The following is a 19,890-nucleotide window of genomic DNA, read 5'->3' as shown; positions in this document are numbered from 1 at the left end:
TTAGCAAAAACACAGGTCTGTGCGAAGCCGCAAGGCGAAGTATACGGGCTGACGCCTGCCCGGTGCTGGAAGGTTAAGGGGAGTGGTAAGCTCTTCGGAGCGAAGCTATGAACCGAAGCCCCAGTAAACGGCGGCCGTAACTATAACGGTCCTAAGGTAGCGAAATTCCTTGTCAGGTAAATTCTGACCCGCACGAATGGCGTAACGACTTGGGCGCTGTCTCAACGAGAGATCCGGTGAAATTTTAATACCTGTGAAGATGCAGGTTACCCGCGACAAGACGGAAAGACCCCATGGAGCTTTACTGCAGCTTGATATTGAATTTGGGTACGATCTGTACAGGATAGGTGGGAGCCGTTGAATCTTGAGCGCCAGCTTGAGAGGAGGCATCCTTGGGATACCACCCTGATCGTATCTAGGTTCTAACTTGGTACCGTGATCCGGTACGAGGACAGTGTCAGGTGGGCAGTTTGACTGGGGCGGTCGCCTCCTAAAGAGTAACGGAGGCGCCCCAAGGTTCCCTCAGAATGGTTGGAAATCATTCGAAGAGTGCAAAGGCAGAAGGGAGCTTGACTGCGAGACCTACAAGTCGAGCAGGGACGAAAGTCGGGCTTAGTGATCCGGTGGTACCGCATGGAAGGGCCATCGCTCAACGGATAAAAGCTACCCTGGGGATAACAGGCTTATCTCCCCCAAGAGTCCACATCGACGGGGAGGTTTGGCACCTCGATGTCGGCTCATCGCATCCTGGGGCTGAAGTAGGTCCCAAGGGTTGGGCTGTTCGCCCATTAAAGCGGTACGCGAGCTGGGTTCAGAACGTCGTGAGACAGTTCGGTCCCTATCTGTCGTGGGCGTAGGAAATTTGAGAGGAGCTGTCCTTAGTACGAGAGGACCGGGATGGACGTACCGCTGGTGTACCAGTTGTTCCGCCAGGAGCACCGCTGGGTAGCTATGTACGGAAGGGATAAGCGCTGAAAGCATCTAAGCGTGAAGCCCCCCTCAAGATGAGATTTCCCAGTATGTAAGACCCCTTGAAGACGACGAGGTAGATAGGTTGGGGGTGGAAGTGCAGTAATGCATGGAGCTGACCAATACTAATCGGTCGAGGGCTTATCCTAAAGATAAGGCGCAGTGAAGTTTCGGATCCAGTTTTCAGGGTGTAACCTTGAAGTTAGAATTTGCGAGGCAAATTCATGTTTGGTGGCGATAGCGGAGGGGTTCCACACGTACCCATCCCGAACACGACCGTTAAGCCCTCCAGCGCCGATGGTACTTGGACCGCAGGGTCCTGGGAGAGTAGGACGCCGCCAAGCGAGTTTTGTAATTATTATTCCCTGATAGCTCAGTTGGTAGAGCACTCGACTGTTAATCGAGTTGTCACAGGTTCGAGTCCTGTTCGGGGAGCCATATGGAGAGGTGTCCGAGTTGGCCGAAGGAGCACGATTGGAAATCGTGTAGGCGCCAAAAGCGTCTCGAGGGTTCGAATCCCTCTCTCTCCGCCAGAATTATTTTATAGTATGGCCCGTTGGTCAAGGGGTTAAGACACCTCCCTTTCACGGAGGTAACAGGGGTTCGAATCCCCTACGGGTCATAGTAGTATGGAGGCTTAGCTCAGCTGGGAGAGCATCTGCCTTACAAGCAGAGGGTCGGGGGTTCGATCCCCTCAGCCTCCACCATTTATTTTTAATAGACTTCCCTACTATTGCCGCGGGGTGGAGCAGTTCGGTAGCTCGTCGGGCTCATAACCCGAAGGTCGCAGGTTCAAATCCTGCCCCCGCAACCAATTAACTTTTTAATGAAAATTATTATGGAACTGTGGTGTAGAGGCCTAACATGCCTGCCTGTCACGCAGGAGATCGCGGGTTCGAATCCCGTCAGTTCCGCCATTTTCACAAAGTTACATTACCCTGTTGGGAGCCATTAGCTCAGTTGGTAGAGCACCTGACTTTTAATCAGGGTGTCGAAGGTTCGAGTCCTTCATGGCTCATCATTCATGTACTTATATGTCATGGATATAATTGTATTGCGGACGTGGCTCAGCGGTAGAGCATCGCCTTGCCAAGGCGAGGGTCGCGGGTTCGATTCCCGTCGTCCGCTCCATATTTGCGCCCTTAGCTCAGCTGGATAGAGCGTTTGACTACGAATCAAAAGGCCGGGAGTTCGAATCTCTCAGGGCGCGCCATTAACTTCATAAGCCGGTGTGGCGGAATTGGCAGACGCGCGCGACTCAAAATCGTGAGGGAAACCGTGGAGGTTCGAGTCCTCTCACCGGCATCTATTTCGGGATGTAGCTCAGCTTGGTAGAGCACCTGGTTTGGGACCAGGGGGTCGCATGTTCAAATCGTGTCATCCCGATTCAATAGGAAGTCGCTGGAAGCAGCGACTTTTTTGTTATTATCTTTTGTATAAATCAGTAATCTTCAGGTCACACTAACACAAAAAGTGGGACGGAAGGGATTACTGTGAAGCGATTAAGTTGGAAAAAACAGATGAAACGGCGCTGGAAACAGTGGAGAAGAACAGTGTGGGCATGTACTATTTTGGGTGCGGCTTGCTTACTGGCAGGGTTGGGTATTCTGTTTTCGAATCATATGCAGGCTATGCTGTCGCAACCACTGGCTACTCCCGTTATGGCAGAGATGGAGGAGGAGTCACCAAATTATACTTCTACCGAAGACCGCTCCTCGCAGATGCAGCTATTGCAAAGTATTCATGCTTCCGGTATAAGCAGGAAGACCCGTTTGTTAACTACCTACGTATGTGGTACGGAGACCACTTCCTTGGGAACGTTAAGTTCACAACAACTGGAAAGTTTGCTGAAGCAACATCCCGATTGGAAGGGACGGCTTAATACTAAAGGAGAAGTGTGGCTGGAGCGCAGAGTGGAAGATTTGTCGGAGTCATGCAAAGAGCGTGCATATATGGGCTTAAGCACTGATGGACAGCTTACACTGTTTGAAGGGCTGCCTAAAAAGGAAAAAGTAATTCGTACTTTTTTTCAATTGGATATAGGGTCTATGGAGACGGCCTTGCCGGAAGGGGTATATAAACAACTTCAGCAGGGAATCCGTGTACAGGATATAAATGAGTATAACAGTGTAATCTCCACTTTTAGTGACTTCGCAGTGGAGCGAACACAGAGGGTATTAAAGCAGCATTATTGATTACAAGTACGAGACGTTAGGCTTTGCCCATGAGGTGAGGCTTGTAGCGTCTCTTTTTATGTTTTCACTCATGGTTAAACTTTTTCCTCTATTAGATACAAAGTTTTGTTATAATGAAAAGAACGACACATATGTTCGCTTTATATGGAATTTACTCATGTATAATAACGATAGTGCTAGCTGATGGTTAGTTAGGCATGTTTGAGCGATAGGGGAGAGGTTTTTTTGCGTTTTTTAGGAATTGATCCCGGTATTGCCATTGTGGGCTTCGGGTTTGTAGACAAGATAGGCAGTAAGGTGGTTCCTGTGCAATATGGCTGTATCCAGACGGAGGCCCATACACCGGAAGAAGACAGGTTGCTTCATGTGTATGAAGGCATGTTGCAATTAATTGATAAGTATAAGCCAGATGCGGTAGCATTGGAGAAGCTCTTTTTTAATCGCAATGTTACAACGGCTATGTCTGTAAGCCAGGCACGTGGGGTGCTGGTACTCGCTGCCAAACAACGTAATTTGCCTATAGGTGAATACACGCCCATGCAGGTAAAGCAGGCTATTGTAGGGTATGGCAAGGCGGAGAAGAAGCAGGTACAGGAGATGATTAGAATGTTTCTAAAGCTCCAGGCTGTGCCCAAACCGGATGATGTAGCGGATGCTTTGGCAGTGGCTATTTGTCATGCGCATTCCTATGGACTAAATTCAAAATTAAATGAGGTATTACGAAAATGATAGATTTCTTGCGTGGTTCTGTAGCTCACTTGGAAAATGAATATGTCGTTTTGGATGTGCAGGGTGTAGGGTATCGGGTATTTTGTCCGAATCCTTACGCCTTCGCCAAAACGGAAGGACCGGTGGTTATTTACACTCACCATCATGTAAGGGAAGATGCTATTTTACTGTTTGGGTTTGCAACCCGTGAGGAGCAGCAATTATTCCGTAAATTGATCGATGTGTCTGGTATTGGACCACGGGTGGCTCTTGGTATTTTGGGAGGCGGTACGCCTGCGCATGTGGTGACGGCGATTTATCAGGAGAATATCACATTTCTCACCAAATTACCGGGGATCGGTAAAAAGACGGCACAACGTATGATTCTAGATTTAAAAGACAAGCTGGACGGTATTGGGGCGTTAGGAATGGCTACCGGATTGTTTGCGGAGCCTGCTGTAGAAGAAGGCCAAGGTTCGTACTGGAGTGAGGCGCGTGAAGCGCTTAAAGCACTCGGTTACACGGATGCTGAGTTAGATAAGGTATGGAGCAAAATGAAGAAAGATGCGAAACCTGATGATTCTGCCGACATTTTGATGAAACGGGCTTTGCAACTGTTGTTTGCCGGATAGGACGCTGTTGTCCGTGAATAGAAATCTGGTAAAAAGAGGAGCGATGGATTGTGGATGACCGGATTATTTCCGCCAATTTGATGATGGAAGACCAGACGGCGGAGTTAAGCCTTCGCCCCCGTTATCTAAATGAATATATCGGGCAAAATCAGGTCAAGGAAAATCTGAAAGTATATATTGAAGCGGCCAAGATGCGTAAAGAAGCGTTGGACCATGTATTGTTGTACGGACCGCCCGGATTGGGTAAAACCACTTTGGCTAACATTATCGCCAATGAGTTAGGGGTTAATTTACGTACAACTTCAGGTCCTGCAATTGAAAGACCGGGAGATTTGGCAGCATTGCTGACCAACCTTCAAGAGGGTGATGTTTTGTTCATTGATGAAATTCATCGCCTTCACCGTACAGTGGAAGAAGTCATGTATCCGGCGATGGAAGATTTTGCACTGGACATTATGATTGGCAAAGGCCCAAGTGCACGTTCAGTTCGTTTGGATTTACCGCCCTTTACTCTTATAGGTGCTACTACACGCGCTGGGTTGCTCTCTGCGCCATTGCGTGACCGATTTGGCGTTATTAGTCGATTAGAGTTTTATACGACAGACGAGCTGGCTTACATCGTGTCTAGGAATGCGGATATTATGGAAATCGAGATTGTTGGGGATGCGGCGGAGGAAATCGCATTGCGTTCACGGGGGACACCGCGGATTGCCAACCGACTGTTAAAAAGGGTACGTGATTTTGCCCAAGTTGCCGGAGACGGTATTATTCATTCAGAGTTGGCTGCAGAGGCACTAAAGAGACTTCAAATAGATCCACTTGGGCTGGATGAAATTGACCATAAAATGCTTAAGGCTATGATTCATTCATTCCGGGGCGGACCTGTAGGATTGGACACCATTGCTGCGACCATTGGTGAAGAGAGCCAGACGATTGAAGATGTGTACGAGCCTTATTTGTTACAAATTGGCCTTTTACAAAGAACACCTCGCGGACGAACGGTGACTCCGGCGGCATATGCTCACCTTGGAATTCCCATGCCAACAGACCCACGGTGACTAGGAAATTATAGTGCACTTTTAAAAATCATTGAGTGTTATTCGTAAGTATGAGGATATGAAGTGGATTAGACAGATGAATTGAGCTAAGAAGTGTATAAGTCCGATTCAAGCGGGTTCAAATTTTAGTTTATTCCGCCGATGTATTTAAAGGGATAGACGTGGGTCGAGATCCCGATAAATCATGTAATATAAGTGCTAGTCAGCTAGAATTGGGGGAGCTAGAAATGAGTGGAGATACATTGAACCGAAATAAAAATTTCGGAGCGTGGACAGGCCGGCTCAAACGAGCAGCTTTCTTTATGGTATTAGCTACAGCTTGCATACCTTGGCCTTCAGCTGTTCAGGCTGCTGCCTCCCAAGAGGATATTCGTGTAGTGATCTTTGCGGATCTAGGCAGCAAATATAAAGCGACAGTTCCCGCTGTAACTTTGAAATCATCAGGGAGCCTGAGTGTCGGACAGAACAGTGGGGGCAGCTTTCAGGCTTGGATGGGACTGCCAGACAGTACGGCTCGTTTTAGTGTAGACAGCTATCGAGTGAAGGTGCTTGAAGGAAATGAAGCGGCTGCGATAAAAGCGGCTCAAGCTCTGCAAAAGACTAATGATAAACCTACTGTTTTTATTGGTTCAAAAAACGGTGGCTCTGTCTATCAAGTGTATGCGGGATTATATGCTAGTGAACAGTCGGCACAGGCTGCTGTGCAGCGGATTTCCTCAGCAACCGGAGCACAGGCCGAAGTTAAGGGAAACAAACATTGGTCGACGGGAAGCTACGGAAGCGAGCAGGAGGCTAATCTCGTTCGCACGACAATTGCTGCCGCAGGTTTTGATGCTTTTACTGTAATTCAATCAAGAGGCCAGTATGCTGTATGGGTTGGAGAAGAAAGTAATGACAGTAAGCTGTCGGCCTTGAAAACAGAGCTGGAGAGCAAGCAGCCTAGACTCACCCTTTCCAAAGTGAACACTACTCAAACTGGTCTTATCCTAAGACAGGAAGCAGGAGTAACGACAGGCTCACAGGTGATGCCTCATTACATGCTAAGTGGCTCTAATAATAGCAAGATAATTGTCAACGGCGGTAATAATGGAATCCAAGTGGTCGAAAGGTCACAGCGAACATATCGCGGCGACATGGAGATTGGCATAACGTCAGGACAGCTGGCGCTTGTGAATGAAGTCCCTTTGGAGCAGTATTTGTATTCCGTAGTTGGAGCAGAAGTCTATTCCTCATGGCCAGCTGAAGCGCTTAAGGCTCAAGCGGTAGCGGCTCGCAGTTATGCGCTTGCCCAAGGCAATCGGTTTCAGATCGGCAATGTGGTAGATGGCACGCTAAGCCAAGCTTACAATGGTAAGAGCTCAGAACATGCAAATGTCAACGAGGCTGTAGATGCAACAGCTGGTGAAGTTATTAAGAGTGGCGGCAAAGTGGTCGAAGCTGTATTCTCCTCTAATGCGGGTGGTGTTACAGCAGATGCTTCCGAAGTGTGGAATAGTGGTGGTGAAGCGTTTGCGAGCGTGGACAGCTCGGGAGATACCTCGGCACAAAAAGGAGCACAGGAGTGGTATCATGTACTTCTCTCCAATGGCAAGACAGGTTATATCCGCGAGGATAACGCTAAGGAGCTGGAGGGAGTCACAGAAGCGGGGTTAGACAAAATCACCGTCACTGCGGAAAATACAAATGTGCGTCCTATTCCTCAAATCCAATCAACGGTTACACCCGTAGCAAAGGCGCAGCCGGGTGAAGAGATGATTGTTCTGGAAAAGGTGCCTCAATCCGGAGACTATGCATGGGTTAGAGGGCCCTTTACAGCAGCTCAGATTGCTAAGTCCTTGCAAGGGAAAATAACTGGCACAGTACCGTCCTCTGTTAATCACCTTGATGTTACCAAACGGGGTCCGTCAGGTCGAGTGTTGGAGGTTGAAGCAGATGGAACTCCTCTAAAAGTGAAGTATCCGGACATGTATCGCTCAGCGATGGGGGGACTACCAAGCACACTGTTTGATATTGCGAGTACCGGCAGTTATACTGTATTAGGCGCTGACGAAGCTACTACTCATGTAAGCGGCACACAAGGTACCCAAATTCTGTCGGCATCTGGCAGCAGCACTTTAAGTGGTAACGGGGTGGTCGTCATGAATGAAGATCGCCATGCACGAGTCATCGACAAAACGCAAAGCTTTATTTTTACAGGTAAAGGGAATGGTCATGGTTTGGGCTTATCACAATGGGGGGCCAATGGATTGGCAGAGCAGGGGTATGATTACAAGAAAATTTTGCAACACTATTACAAAAATGTGGATATAGTTAAGGACTGACCAATATATGAACGTAAACGATTACGATTTTGAACTACCTGAAACATTAATTGCACAGACGCCTTTGCTTGAGCGGACCGCTTCTAGATTACTGACGCTAAACAAAAACAACGGTGAAGTGGGACATCATACCTTTTCGGATATTGTGCAGTATCTTCAGCCAGGGGATACGCTGGTTCTGAATGATACCAGAGTAATTCCTGCACGTTTGTTTGGCATCAAGCAAGACACCGGGGCTAAGGCCGAGGTTTTGCTGCTTAAACAACTGGAGGGAGACCGATGGGAAGCATTGGTGAAACCCGGCAAAAAGCTGAAAAAGGGAGCTGTTATTGTTTTCGGTGATGAGCTGAAGGCAGTTATTGAGGAAGAAGGAGATATGGGCGGAAGGGTACTTTCATTTTCATATGATGGTATTTTTCAGGAGATCCTGGATCGCTTAGGGCAGATGCCGCTTCCTCCGTATATTAAGGAACAGCTGGATGATCGTGAGCGGTATCAAACCGTTTATGCTCGGCACGAAGGTTCTGCTGCGGCTCCAACGGCAGGGTTACATTTTACCGAAGAATTACTGGACCGGATTAAAGAGAAGGGCGTTACGGTTGCCTTTATCACACTTCATGTCGGTTTAGGGACGTTCAGACCGATGTCGGTGGATACGATTGAAGAGCATGTCATGCATGAAGAATACTATTCATTGTCACAGGAAACGGCGGATGTACTCAATGCAACCAAGGCGCGCGGCGGAAGAGTCGTGGCAGTGGGAACAACCAGTTGCCGAACGCTGGAGACGGTGGGCAGTAACTTCGTAGATGGTGTACTACAGGCCAGCAGTGGATGGACACAGATTTTTATTTATCCAGGCTATGAATTCCGTGTGGTGGATGCAATGATTACGAATTTTCATTTGCCTAAGTCCACCTTGGTTATGCTGGTCAGCGCACTGGCTGGCAGAAAGAATATTATGCATGCTTACCAGGAGGCGATTGACCAAAAATATCGGTTCTTTAGCTTCGGGGACGCTATGTTCATTTATTAATTAAGGATGGTAGAGAAAATATGGCACCAGCAATAAGATACGAACATATTAAGACCTGCAAGCAATCAGGAGCACGTCTTGGGCGTGTACACACGCCTCACGGAGTTATTGAGACTCCAACCTTTATGCCCGTGGGAACTCAAGCAACTGTTAAAACGATGAGCCCTGAGGAACTGAAAGCGATGGATGCTCATATTATTTTGAGTAATACGTACCATCTGTTTCTTCGTCCTGGTCATGATATTATCCGAGAAGCGGGCGGACTGCACAAGTTTATGAATTGGGATCGCCCTATTTTAACAGACAGCGGCGGATTCCAAGTGTTTTCCTTAAGTGAAATGCGTAAGATTTCAGAGGAAGGTGTTCATTTCCGCTCTCATCTAAATGGAGATAAGAAGTTTCTTTCTCCGGAAGTGGCGATGGAAGTCCAAAACTCGCTTGGCTCGGATATTATGATGGCCTTCGATGAATGTCCACCGTTTCCGGCTGAGTATGAATACGTGAAAAAGTCACTGGAGCGCACCAGCCGTTGGGCTGAGCGTTGTTTGGAGGCACATGCGCGTCCACATGATCAAGGGCTGTTCGCCATTGTACAAGGAGGCATGCATGAAGATCTGCGTAAGCAAAGTGCGGCAGATTTGACTTCCATGGATTTCCCGGGGTATGCTATTGGTGGACTGAGTGTAGGTGAACCTAAGCATTTGATGTATGAAGTGCTCGATTACACGGTTCCTCTGCTTCCTACTAACAAACCACGTTATCTGATGGGCGTTGGTTCGCCGGATGCTTTGATTGAAGGCTCCATTCGTGGTGTGGATATGTTCGATTGTGTACTTCCAACCCGAATTGCTCGCAACGGAACAACGATGACAAGTCAAGGACGTCTTGTTGTTCGGAATGCGAATTATGCAAGTGATTTTGGCCCGCTTGATCCGGCTTGTGATTGCTACACTTGTCGCAATTATTCACGTGCTTACTTGCGACATTTAATTAAAGCAGATGAAACCTTCGGGCTCCGACTGACAACGTATCATAACTTGCATTTCTTAATACAATTGATGCGTAATGTCAGACAAGCGATTATGGATGACAGGCTGCTTGATTTCCGCGATGAATTTTTTGAGCAGTACGGTCTTCATGATAATGATAAAGGCTTTTAAGTTTTAGGGGAGAGTATACGAAAGGGGGATTTAATGTGTTTCATTTTGCTACAGCTGCGGCTGCACCAGGTGGAGCTGGCGGACTTTTTCAAATGATCTGGCCACTGGCTCTGATGTTTGTAATCTTCTATTTCTTGCTGATTCGTCCGAATCAGAAAAAACAAAAGCAGCGTCAATCGATGCTTCAAGCTTTGAAAAAAGGAGATAAAGTAATTACAATCGGAGGACTTCACGGTACAATTGTGGAGATTACGGACGATGTGGTTGTTTTGCGTGTGAACGATGTGACGAAGCTGACCTTTGACCGCAGTGCAATTAGTAATGCGATTGCAAAAGACACTGCATCTGAGGAAGTTGTTTCTAAATCGTAAAATGTTGTTATGCAAAAACCGAGCCTTTGAGGAGGCTCGGTTTTTTTTGTGTTACATACATGTTGACTTACTTACTAAAGTTAATGCCAAACATCCCGCCACCTGCTCCTATAACAAACGCGATTCCTAAGTGCAGCAGGTCTTTACCATTCATGCCTGCATCCAATGCCAAAAAACCGACCAGAAGAACGATTAGTCCATACAGAATGCCTGTAATACCGCCTTGATACCAGCCTTTGTTCGTGGATCTTTTACCGGCGACGAAGCCACCAGATAGCATGGCGAATGCGTGGACGATGTACGTATACAATGATAAGTCCTGTTCTTGCATCTGTGTCATCCACAAGAGTATTGAAAGAATCAATGCGCCAAACAGCATCCATGCAAAGGCATAAAATAAGCCGGATAAAATGGGATGGGCCAGACGAAACGAACACCAGCGGCGAATGAGCTCCATGGATAATTCCTCCTGTACCAAGGTTTGAACTATTATCATTCTATGGCCAAGCTTCCCGGGTTAGTACCAAGTCGTAAGCAGTCTTTCTCTTTATTTCAATAATTTAGCCTTTTGTTTTTTGTATGAGCCAAGTGAGGAACGGTCAGAATACGTGTACAATGAACGACTAATGTCTTGTCGCAAGTACAGGAGAGGAGGCGAACCTATTGAGTCACGATATTTTTGCTCATATTTTTCGGACGCTGCTCATGTATTTTATTGTATATCTGGTGATGCGCTTGATGGGTAAAAGGGAGATCGGAAAATTGTCTGTTTTCGATCTCGTCATATCCATTATGATTGCGGAAATTGCTGTATTCAGCCTGGAGGATATAAAACGTCCACTTTATGAAGGGTTGATTCCTTTAGGAGTGCTGTTAATTTTGCAAATCGGAATTTCCTATTTCAGTCTGAAAAGTCGGCGTCTGCGCTTACTATTTGATGGTAGGCCCAGTGTATTGTACTCAAATGGACAACTAAACAAGGACGAAATGGCGAAGCAACGTTACAACTTAGATGACTTGCTGTTACAACTTCGTGAACAAAATATAGAAAGTTTGGATGAGGTTGAATATGTCATTTTGGAAACAACAGGTAAACTTACGGTGATTGACAAGGATTTTTACGATGGCGCTAAACATGAAAAAATAAAGCAGGAACAAAACAAAAATGATTTGATAAGCAAAGAACAACAGGAAAATAAAGTCCACCCTTCTCCACAAATCGGTGGAAAGTTTAGATATGAGGGACTACCGATTCCATTAATTATGGACGGCAAGGTGCTGGATCGAAATTTGGAACGGATGGATATGAACCGTTTTTGGCTTAAAAATCAGATTCAAGCGAAGGGTCACAAAGATTTTAAGGATGTTTTCTTATGCTCGGTCAACCATAGAGGGGATGTGTATATTACACCACCGGCCTATGGAGAATCTTTGGATTAGCTTTTTTTATGCTTTAAACCATCTTCTCAATATTGGAATGCGTGTGAGGTTGTCCCAGTCGATCATTTTGATCAAGGTCATCAGGAAAAGGTAGAGAATAATTCCCAAGCCTGCGGCAAACATAAATTGGAGCCACATTTGATCGAAAATCGTTAAATGTCTGTAGGTATATAATACCGCTGCCGCCATAATGATCATGCCCATCCCGGTTTTCCAGAAGTCAAGTAAACGTACACGAAAGCGAAGCAGTCTGCTGACACTGAAGCCATGTAGGAGGGTAACGATAGCACTGTTAATACAGATGGCAATGACAGCTCCGTAGATACCGTACTGAGGCTGAGAAGCAAGCCATACAATCAGTACAATTTTGATAATGGCTCCGATAAAGGTGTTCAATAAGGCACTTCCAGGACGGTCTAACGCCTGAAGTGCTGCCTGAAGAGGGGCCTGAATGTACATAAAAAGTGCAAAGGGAGCCATGAGTTTAAGCATGCCCGCAATATCGCCATTATTGTAGAGCAGCAGACACAGCGGCTCTGCTAATACATACATAATTACGGCAAATGGGGCTCCTGCGACTAAAGCAAGTCGAAGCGATTGATGCAAACGTTTGTGAATGGCAGTAATATGCCCTTTCGCTGCTGCTTCGGATAACGAAGGCACGAGTGAAACAGCCAGCGAACTGGTAAGGGCCCCTGGTAGTAACAACACAGGAATAACCATGCCTTGCATGGCCCCATATTGTGCGGTTGCCACGCCAGTTGCAATGCCTGCTACGGCGAGGCTACGCATGCATAAGATAGATTCGAGCAAATAAGATAAGGAACCGACAAGCCTTCCAGCAGTAACGGGAACAGATATCGACATAAGACGTGACAAAACGGATGATTGGTCGGTATGAACCTTTGGGGGTAAAGGGGCCTTTGGTTGAAGAATGTGATCTTTTCGCTGGTTCCAGGCATATTGCCACAGCAGCACAACCATGCCAATGAATTCACCCGCCAAAGCACCAAGCATGGCACCTGCAGCAGCGTAGGCTACACCATGAGGAAGTAACAAGTAAGCAAACCAAATGACGCAAAAAATGCGCATGACGGTTTCCGCAATGGAGGAACTTGCGGAAGGAATCATATTTTGTTTTCCTTGAAAATAGCCCCTATAAGCTGAGGAAACAGCAACAATGACAATCATTGGGCTCATACTTACGAATGTATAATACACACGGCTGTCGGTCAGGAGATGGCTTGTGATCCAAGGTGCAAACACAAGACAGATTGCCATGGCGATCAGGCTGAGTGTAATGGTGAAGCGCAAGCTAGTGTGCAAAATACGCCGTGACATCTCGGGTTGCCCCGCTGTTTCAGCTTCAGCTACAAGCTTGGCTACCGCAAGAGGGATGCCCCCAGTAATAAGAGTCACTAGTACAATAAAAAAGGGATACCCCTGCTGGTACAAGCCGACTCCTTCGGGGCCTATGATACGCGGGAGTGCGATTCGGGGAATAAAACCCAGTAGCCGATTGATGATTCCCGCTGCCAATAAAATAATTGCTCCATGAATGAATGTCTGCTTTTTCAATCGCAACTCCCTCTTCCCCAAAGTGAAATTCTGCGTCTATGTGTTTCCTTAGAAGATATGCTGGACCTGTCCATGTTCATGACAAGCTTTTCAGTTTAGAAACAAGGTGATCCAGACTACAAGAGGGAGAGTGGTGAATTCTGCTATTGACGAGCGAAATGAATGCATATATTGTTGATTTACGGCTATTTTTCGACGAAAAGAAGGGTTTTCCAAGATCAGGACAGAAATGTTCTATAAAGCAGTCAATAACCCCGCTATTTGCTGATCTGCGGAACCGATAGTCGCTGGGAGGAGGAACGACCATCGTGGGTATGGAAGAGCTGGATGAGCAGGATTGGGATGACGCAATTGAGATACTCTGTCAAAGTAAGGCAGACGAGCTGATTCTCGTAGGCTATGAACATGTCACCAGTAAGGACGTGTGGAATTGCGTCAGCCATAAATATGAAAAGGAGGGTATTCCTCCGCTGCACAAGCTCGTTAACGATATACTTTCCCTTAAAGCGACGAGCTTTATGAACTATTTGACGATGTCCGCATTACGGGGCTCCACTTTCGAATAGAAGGGGGTCTTTTTTTGCGTTCAAATTGACTGCTTTTTGAGGGGTAGCTATAATAGGAATATTGAGAATGAAAGGGGAACATGGGACGGAATGAAGAGAATTCTAAGTTTCATCGTGGTCGTGCTCATAACTACTGGTGTTATGGTCGGGACAAGCCCGGGCCTACTAAAAAGTTTAAAACTAGGCCTCGATTTAAAGGGAGGCTTTGAAATTTTATATGAAGCCCAGCCTTTGGAAGCCGGGCAACGTGTAACCAGCCAGTCTCTGATACAAACAGCACAAAGTCTGGAGAGACGGATTAATGCGCTTGGTACGACTGAGCCGGAAGTAACAACGGAGGGCACTAATCGTATTCGCGTGCGGCTTGCTGGTGTCTCTAATGAGGCAGAAGTCCGCTCCATGCTGAAAAAGCCCGCAGAGTTAACCTTCCGTAGTGCAACGGCAGCAGATGCTAAAAAGCCGGGTCAATACAGCAAAATTGAGCTCCGTGGTAATGATTTTGTGGAGAATGGCGCTGTTGTAGGCTATGACCAACTGAATCAACCTGAGATTAGTATTAAAGTAAAAGACAAAGCCAAATTTGCAGAAATCACAAAGCGACTTATGAATAAAGAGTTGGCTATTTTCCTGGATGATGAATTGCTGTCTGCACCTACAGTCCGTAGTGAATTGACGGATGGCAGTGCTTCGATTACAGGTAGCTACACACGTGATGAAGCGAACAAGCTAGCAGATACGATCAACCTGGGTGCTCTTCCGCTTAAATTGACGGAAAAATATTCTCAGAGTGTAGGAGCTACACTGGGTCAACTGTCACTGGATCAGACGATCCGTGCTGGTTTGATCGGCTCGGTCATCATTCTGATCTTTATGATTGCAATGTTCCGTGTCCCGGGACTGATAGCTAGCTTCTGTCTCATCGTTCATACCTGGCTGGTGCTTGCGATCTTCTATTTGGGCGGCTTCGTGCTTACACTTCCAGGTATTGCTGCATTCGTGCTTGGGATCGGGATGGCAGTCGATGCCAATATCATAACGTATGAACGGATTAAAGAAGAAATCAAGTCAGGCAAAACGATTCGCTCCTCTGTCATTGCAGGCAGTAAGGCCTCGTTCCGTACTGTTATGGATGCCAATATTACGACAATTATAGCGGCAGCCGTCATGTTTGGCCTGGGTACAGGCTCCGTTCGAGGATTCGCTCTCGTGCTCATCGTTGATATTGTCGTCAGTATTTTGACGAATATCTTCTTCTCGCGCTTCTTGCTCAATCTGCTAGTTAAAGCGGATGCTGTGAAGAAGGCCAAGTATTTTGGTGTGAAGGAGAGTGATATCAGTGCGCTTTAATTGGGACTACAAATATGTCAAGATGAGCAAGTGGTTTTATACATTCTCGATTATTGTCACATTGCTTGGTATTTTGAGCTTGTCGATATTCGGTTTGAATTACGGAGTTGACTTTCGTTCCGGTTCCAATGTGGATGTCAATTTGACTAAAGTCGTAACACAGGAGCAAATCCAAAGTTTATTGGACGAGAAGGGAATCGGCAAAGAAGTCGATTACACACCAGGTAAAGAGCGCTTCGGCATTCGTTTTTCACAAGTGTTGACGGATCAGCAAGTGAATGATTTCAAAACCTCTTTTAACAAAGAGCTTGATCCAAAGGCATCATTTGAGGTCAATACGGTGGATACGGAAATGGCGCAAGAGCTGGAGCGAAATGCAATTTGGGCGGTTTTGCTAGCCTCTGTGGCCATTGCTATCTACATTTCGATCCGGTTTGAATGGCGTTTTGCGGTTGCTGCAATTGTTTCGTTGCTGCATGATGCGTTTCTTGTCATCAGTATTTTCTCGATTTTCCGACTTGAGGTCGATTTGACCTTTATTACGGCCATTCTGACGATTGTCGGTTTCTCCATTAACGATACCGTCGTTATTTTTGACCGTATTCGGGAAAACCTGCGATTTGCAAAGAAAAAGTCCAGAGCTGATTTGGAGCAAGTAGTCGATCACAGTATTGCACAGACAATGACGCGTTCACTCGCAACGGTGTTTACAGTGTTTATTGCCTCTGTCTGCCTATTCATTTTCGGCGGCGAATCCATTCGGATGTTCTCGCTTGCGATGGTGATCGGTTTGCTGTTCGGTGCTTACTCTTCCATCTTCATTGCCAGCCCGCTGTGGGTAGCTTTGAAGGGGAAACAAAAGACCCCGACAGCTGGTGGAGCAGCCAAAACTGCAAAGTCTTAAGTTACGCAAATACCAGTAGTATAAATTAAAGAGAAAGCCGCGTCTGCTTGGGCGCGGTTTTCTAAGGTTTTAAGATTTACCCTATGCTGGGACTAATAGTGAAACACCTGATTGTAAAAGGTTTAGTTTTAAGAATTCGGTTATATTGGATTGGAGCTTTATCGGGAAATGGTTAGTTCAGGATTGAGGGGGAAACGTTGTGAATAGCGAACGCAGCCGATCATTAGAAACTGCGGCGTTGAGCGGGATTGTAGGTAATCTCGCGCTGGCTGTTCTAAAGGGAACCGTCGGTTATGCGGCAAACAGCAAGGCGTTGATGGGGGATGCACTGCACACGGCTGCGGATAGTGCTTCCCGTTTGCAGGAGATGCTGTTTTCCAAGGGTGGTACAGATCACGGAATGCTGGCGCGATTGCGGAACGGTGAAAAAGTTCGGACGGTCATATCTGTGGTGCTGGCTATTTTAGTGCTGATGAGCGGACTTCAGCTAGGTATTTCTGCCGTTCGTTCATTAAGCAGTTCGGAACCGCAGGCTCCCGGTCTGTATGCTTTAATTACCGTGTTAATTGCCCTGGTGTTGAGAGAAGCGTTATTTCAGTTTCAATATCGCTATTCGATTAAACATGGCCATAAAGCGGAAGCAGATCGGTACGCTAACCATGAACGGTACTCGCTGTATGCATCGCTGATTGCATTGATCGGTATGATCGGTGCAATGACTGGCGAAGCAATGGAATGGCCTGCATTATTGTATCTTGATCCAACTGCAGCTTTGCTGGTAGCCTGTCTGGTGCTGCGTAAAGGATATCTGATGGTGATGAATACCGCTTATCAGGCACCTGCACAGCCCTTGCGGGAGGAAGACTCCCAGCGCTTTATGGAGACGATTCAACGAGTATATGGTATTGTAACGGTTGAACACTTACATGCTCAGGAAACGGGCCATTTCATAACAGTGGATGTAACGATAAGTGTTAACCCGCGGATTACGGTGCAGGAAGCGCAGGAAATTGCCGATCGAGCCAAAAATTTACTGTTAGCCCGTTTTCCACAGGTGACTCATGTACAAATGCAGTTCATTTCTTACCAAGCCGGGTATCCTTATAAATCCAATCATGAACTGCCTGATAATGATGCGTCGTCCTTGCTTCAATAAGGCAGGCCGACTATGAAAGAAAGGTGAATAGGATTGCTTCATTCGCAGTACAGATGGAAGACCCCGGAGGTTAACCTGGAAGCGGCTCAGCCGTTAACAGAAGAGCTGGGGATTTCACCATTGTTGTCCCGGCTTTTAGTGAACCGGGGCGTCACTACGGCCGGGGAAGCAAACCGCTTTTTGTACGGAAGTGTGGACGATGTACACGACCCATTTCTGCTTCTTGGCATGAAAGAGGCCGTGCCGAGAATTCGCCAGGCTCTGGAGCGCGGCGAGCATATATTAATCTATGGCGATTATGATGCGGACGGCGTATCCAGTACATCATTGATGATTCAGCTTATGCGTTTTCTGAAGGCATCTTATGATATTTATATCCCCCATCGTTCCAATGAGGGATATGGTCTGCACAATCATGCTCTGGACTGGGCACATCAGCAGGGAGTTACGCTGGTCATTACAGTGGATACGGGAATTAGTGCAGTAGAGCAAATTGCTTATGCGACTTCCTTAGGGATCGATGTGATTGTGACTGACCATCATGAACCGCCTGCTGTGCTTCCCGAGGCTTATACTTTGATCAATCCGAAGCTACCGGATTGTCCCTACCCATTTAAAGGTCTTGCAGGCGTTGGTGTTGCCCTGAAGCTAGCTCAGGCGCTGTTGAGTGAAGTACCCGAGGAATGGTTCGAAATCGCTGCTATTGGTACGGTAGCTGATTTGATGCCACTACATGGTGAGAATCGGACGATAGTACGTAGAGGGATTCAATCCATGAGAAACTCCGCATTTCCAGGGATTCGAGCGTTGCTTCATGTAGCGGGCGTGGAGATATCCACAGTGACTTCGGTCAACATCGCATTTGCATTGGCTCCGCGGATTAATGCGAGCGGGCGTCTAGATCATGCGGGTCGAGCGGTTTCTCTGCTGACGACAGAAAAAGAGGAGGAAGCAGATCAACTTGCGCATGCACTGGATCTGCTCAATCGTGAGCGTCAACAAGTGGTCGAACGCATTGTGGAGCAAGCCGAGCAGCAATTAGCATCCAAACTAAATGGAGACAAGCTTCCATCTGTTATTGTTCTGGCTGGTGAGGGCTGGAATGTTGGTGTCGTCGGAATTGTGGCATCCAAGCTATTGGATCGTTATTATCGTCCGACCATTATTCTGGGCATAGATACGGAGACAGGCATGTGCAAAGGCTCTGCTCGTTCTATTCCTGCATTGGATATTTATAGTGCTCTTACAGATTGTCATGAGCTTATGGAGCATTTTGGTGGACATCCTTCGGCAGCGGGGATGACGCTGTCCCGTGACCATCTGGAATTATTCGAAGAGCGGCTAAACCGCTATGCAGGTTCCATTCTGACACCGGAAGATTTTATCCCTATAGCTGAGGCCGATATGGTCTGCCGTCTGGATGAGATATCTTTACAAGTGGTTGAAGAACTGGAATTGCTCCAGCCTTTTGGGATGGGAAATCCTTCTCCACGATTCGTATTACAGGGACTTCAATTACGTGAAGCTCGGAAAATGGGACGTGAGAAAAACCATGTGAAGCTATTGCTGGAGCAGAACGGTTTATCGCTGGATGCGATTGCCTTCCGACGTGGCGATTTGGCTGATTTTTTGCAGCAGCAAACGGACATAGATCTGTTGGGCGAATTATCAATTAACGAGTGGAACGGTAAACGTTCACTCCAACTGATGATGCAGGATATTCGTGTACAGGCTCCGCAAATATTTGATTATCGTGGAGTATCGGACCCTCTTGCCGAACTGGAGCGAGGGCTGAGGATCTTCCATCCAAGCTTAGAGGAAAGAAAGAATAATGTTGCGGTGTTGATCCATCCGTCATCCATGCTTCGGCCATCGAGCTCCGTGAGCGCTGAATCCTTATGGCTATACGATAAAGATGGCAGCGTTACTCCCAGTGAGGGTCAAAAAGATACACAGCACTTTGTGAAGTCGCTATTCGTACTGGAGCCGCCAGATACACCCGAGCAGTTTCATGCCTTATGGTCTACCTTTGAGAATGTGGAGAATGTATTTCTTCTTCATTCGATCAGTGAGCGTGGCGGCCGGCTCGTAAGCCCCGATAGGGAGCTGTTTAAGCGTATTTACATTGTGCTTTCCCGAATGGGAACACAGCTAATTGACGAAAAGGCAATGCTACCTGCTCTTAGCCGGCAGTGCTCCTGTTCAGTACGCATGTTATCCAAAGTACTGGATATCTTCGAGGATCTTGAGTTTTTGACGCGTACAGATGGTCAATTTCGGTTTGTATCCAATCCGCCCAAGCGGGATTTAACTGCTTCTCCGCGCTATCAGGAATTGTATAATATGGCTGAGATGGAGCGGTACTTATTGGATGCAGACACCACCCAGATGACGAGTTGGATCATGTCGCTTATGAAGGGTGCGTCTTGAGATACTACCTTGCAGTTTT

At 46.9% G+C, this 19,890-nt stretch carries 16 protein-coding genes, 11 tRNA genes and 2 rRNA genes (1 of these 29 cut by a window edge); 27 read left to right on the top strand and 2 right to left on the bottom strand.

The window, feature by feature from the left end:
- The 21 genes from PPM_RS20150 to yajC form a co-directional block, all read left to right on the top strand.
- Positions 1-1,118: ribosomal RNA gene (locus PPM_RS20150) — 23S ribosomal RNA — on the top strand; it begins 1,812 nt to the left of the window's first position.
- A gap of 78 nt (positions 1,119-1,196) precedes the next feature.
- A 5S ribosomal RNA gene (gene rrf, locus PPM_RS20145) occupies positions 1,197-1,313 on the top strand.
- 18 nt (positions 1,314-1,331) lie between these two features.
- Positions 1,332-1,407: transfer RNA gene (locus PPM_RS20140), tRNA-Asn, on the top strand.
- Between the two features lie 3 nt (positions 1,408-1,410).
- Positions 1,411-1,502, top strand: a tRNA-Ser gene (locus tag PPM_RS20135).
- 17 nt (positions 1,503-1,519) lie between these two features.
- A tRNA-Glu gene (locus PPM_RS20130) sits at positions 1,520-1,591 on the top strand.
- 9 nt (positions 1,592-1,600) lie between these two features.
- A tRNA-Val gene (locus PPM_RS20125) sits at positions 1,601-1,676 on the top strand.
- A gap of 30 nt (positions 1,677-1,706) precedes the next feature.
- Positions 1,707-1,783, top strand: a tRNA-Met gene (locus tag PPM_RS20120).
- Between the two features lie 26 nt (positions 1,784-1,809).
- Positions 1,810-1,886: transfer RNA gene (locus PPM_RS20115), tRNA-Asp, on the top strand.
- A gap of 28 nt (positions 1,887-1,914) precedes the next feature.
- Positions 1,915-1,987 (top strand) — tRNA-Lys (locus tag PPM_RS20110).
- Positions 1,988-2,025: 38 nt separating this feature from the next.
- Positions 2,026-2,100 (top strand) — tRNA-Gly (locus PPM_RS20105).
- A gap of 5 nt (positions 2,101-2,105) precedes the next feature.
- Positions 2,106-2,182, top strand: a tRNA-Arg gene (locus PPM_RS20100).
- Between the two features lie 12 nt (positions 2,183-2,194).
- Positions 2,195-2,274 (top strand) — tRNA-Leu (locus PPM_RS20095).
- Between the two features lie 7 nt (positions 2,275-2,281).
- Positions 2,282-2,355: transfer RNA gene (locus PPM_RS20090), tRNA-Pro, on the top strand.
- A 107-nt stretch (positions 2,356-2,462) separates the two neighbouring features.
- Complete coding sequence (locus PPM_RS20085; RefSeq protein ID WP_013372653.1) at positions 2,463-3,164, top strand: BofC C-terminal domain-containing protein; 702 nt, start codon at positions 2,463-2,465, stop codon at positions 3,162-3,164.
- Between the two features lie 225 nt (positions 3,165-3,389).
- The gene (gene ruvC / locus PPM_RS20080; RefSeq protein WP_013372652.1) at positions 3,390-3,893 is read left to right on the top strand and encodes a crossover junction endodeoxyribonuclease RuvC; all 504 of its coding nucleotides are present in this window, start codon (positions 3,390-3,392) and stop codon (positions 3,891-3,893) included.
- A complete protein-coding gene (ruvA, locus tag PPM_RS20075) occupies positions 3,890-4,504 on the top strand; it encodes a Holliday junction branch migration protein RuvA (RefSeq protein ID WP_013372651.1) in 615 nt (204 codons plus the stop codon). Before ruvC ends, ruvA begins: the two co-directional genes overlap by 4 nt.
- A gap of 50 nt (positions 4,505-4,554) precedes the next feature.
- Positions 4,555-5,562, top strand: coding sequence for a Holliday junction branch migration DNA helicase RuvB (gene ruvB / locus PPM_RS20070; RefSeq protein ID WP_013372650.1), 1,008 nt, complete (start codon positions 4,555-4,557; stop codon positions 5,560-5,562).
- A gap of 227 nt (positions 5,563-5,789) precedes the next feature.
- Positions 5,790-7,883, top strand: coding sequence for a SpoIID/LytB domain-containing protein (locus tag PPM_RS20065; protein WP_013372649.1), 2,094 nt, complete (start codon positions 5,790-5,792; stop codon positions 7,881-7,883).
- A 7-nt stretch (positions 7,884-7,890) separates the two neighbouring features.
- Positions 7,891-8,919 carry a tRNA preQ1(34) S-adenosylmethionine ribosyltransferase-isomerase QueA gene (queA, locus tag PPM_RS20060; protein WP_013372648.1) on the top strand — a complete coding sequence of 343 codons (1,029 nt, stop codon included), beginning with the start codon at positions 7,891-7,893 and terminating at the stop codon, positions 8,917-8,919.
- Positions 8,920-8,939: 20 nt separating this feature from the next.
- On the top strand, positions 8,940-10,079 hold the full coding sequence (gene tgt / locus PPM_RS20055; protein WP_013372647.1) for a tRNA guanosine(34) transglycosylase Tgt: 1,140 nt from the start codon (positions 8,940-8,942) through the stop codon (positions 10,077-10,079).
- A 35-nt stretch (positions 10,080-10,114) separates the two neighbouring features.
- Positions 10,115-10,450 carry a preprotein translocase subunit YajC gene (gene yajC, locus PPM_RS20050; protein ID WP_013372646.1) on the top strand — a complete coding sequence of 112 codons (336 nt, stop codon included), beginning with the start codon at positions 10,115-10,117 and terminating at the stop codon, positions 10,448-10,450.
- Positions 10,451-10,517: 67 nt separating this feature from the next.
- Here the strand turns inward: yajC and PPM_RS20045 are convergent, their stop codons facing one another.
- Complete coding sequence (locus tag PPM_RS20045) at positions 10,518-10,907, bottom strand: TIGR04086 family membrane protein (RefSeq protein WP_013372645.1); 390 nt, start codon at positions 10,905-10,907, stop codon at positions 10,518-10,520.
- 206 nt (positions 10,908-11,113) lie between these two features.
- Here PPM_RS20045 and PPM_RS20040 point away from each other — a divergent pair, with 206 nt between their 5' ends.
- On the top strand, positions 11,114-11,890 hold the full coding sequence (locus tag PPM_RS20040; protein ID WP_013372644.1) for a DUF421 domain-containing protein: 777 nt from the start codon (positions 11,114-11,116) through the stop codon (positions 11,888-11,890).
- 6 nt (positions 11,891-11,896) lie between these two features.
- Here the strand turns inward: PPM_RS20040 and spoVB are convergent, their stop codons facing one another.
- Positions 11,897-13,468, bottom strand: a complete 1,572-nt coding sequence (gene spoVB / locus PPM_RS20035) for a stage V sporulation protein B (protein WP_013372643.1) — start codon at positions 13,466-13,468, stop codon at positions 11,897-11,899.
- Between the two features lie 308 nt (positions 13,469-13,776).
- Between spoVB and PPM_RS20030 the strand changes: the two genes are divergently transcribed.
- The 5 genes from PPM_RS20030 to recJ all read left to right on the top strand — a co-directional run bounded on the left by PPM_RS20030 (position 13,777) and on the right by recJ (position 19,871).
- The gene (locus PPM_RS20030; protein ID WP_013372642.1) at positions 13,777-14,034 is read left to right on the top strand and encodes a post-transcriptional regulator; all 258 of its coding nucleotides are present in this window, start codon (positions 13,777-13,779) and stop codon (positions 14,032-14,034) included.
- 90 nt (positions 14,035-14,124) lie between these two features.
- Entirely contained in the window at positions 14,125-15,381 is a 1,257-nt protein-coding gene (gene secD / locus PPM_RS20025; RefSeq protein ID WP_013372641.1) for a protein translocase subunit SecD, read from the top strand.
- On the top strand, positions 15,371-16,285 hold the full coding sequence (gene secF / locus PPM_RS20020; RefSeq protein ID WP_013372640.1) for a protein translocase subunit SecF: 915 nt from the start codon (positions 15,371-15,373) through the stop codon (positions 16,283-16,285). The genes secD and secF overlap by 11 nt, the downstream gene beginning before the upstream one ends.
- A 199-nt stretch (positions 16,286-16,484) precedes the next feature.
- Positions 16,485-17,441, top strand: a complete 957-nt coding sequence (locus tag PPM_RS20015; RefSeq protein ID WP_013372639.1) for a cation diffusion facilitator family transporter — start codon at positions 16,485-16,487, stop codon at positions 17,439-17,441.
- 33 nt (positions 17,442-17,474) lie between these two features.
- A complete protein-coding gene (gene recJ, locus PPM_RS20010) occupies positions 17,475-19,871 on the top strand; it encodes a single-stranded-DNA-specific exonuclease RecJ (protein ID WP_013372638.1) in 2,397 nt (798 codons plus the stop codon).
- Positions 19,872-19,890 lie beyond the last annotated feature (19 nt).

The organism is Paenibacillus polymyxa M1 (assembly GCF_000237325.1).
Classification (GTDB): domain Bacteria; phylum Bacillota; class Bacilli; order Paenibacillales; family Paenibacillaceae; genus Paenibacillus; species Paenibacillus polymyxa_C.
This window is presented reverse-complemented; position numbering and strand designations above follow the sequence as displayed.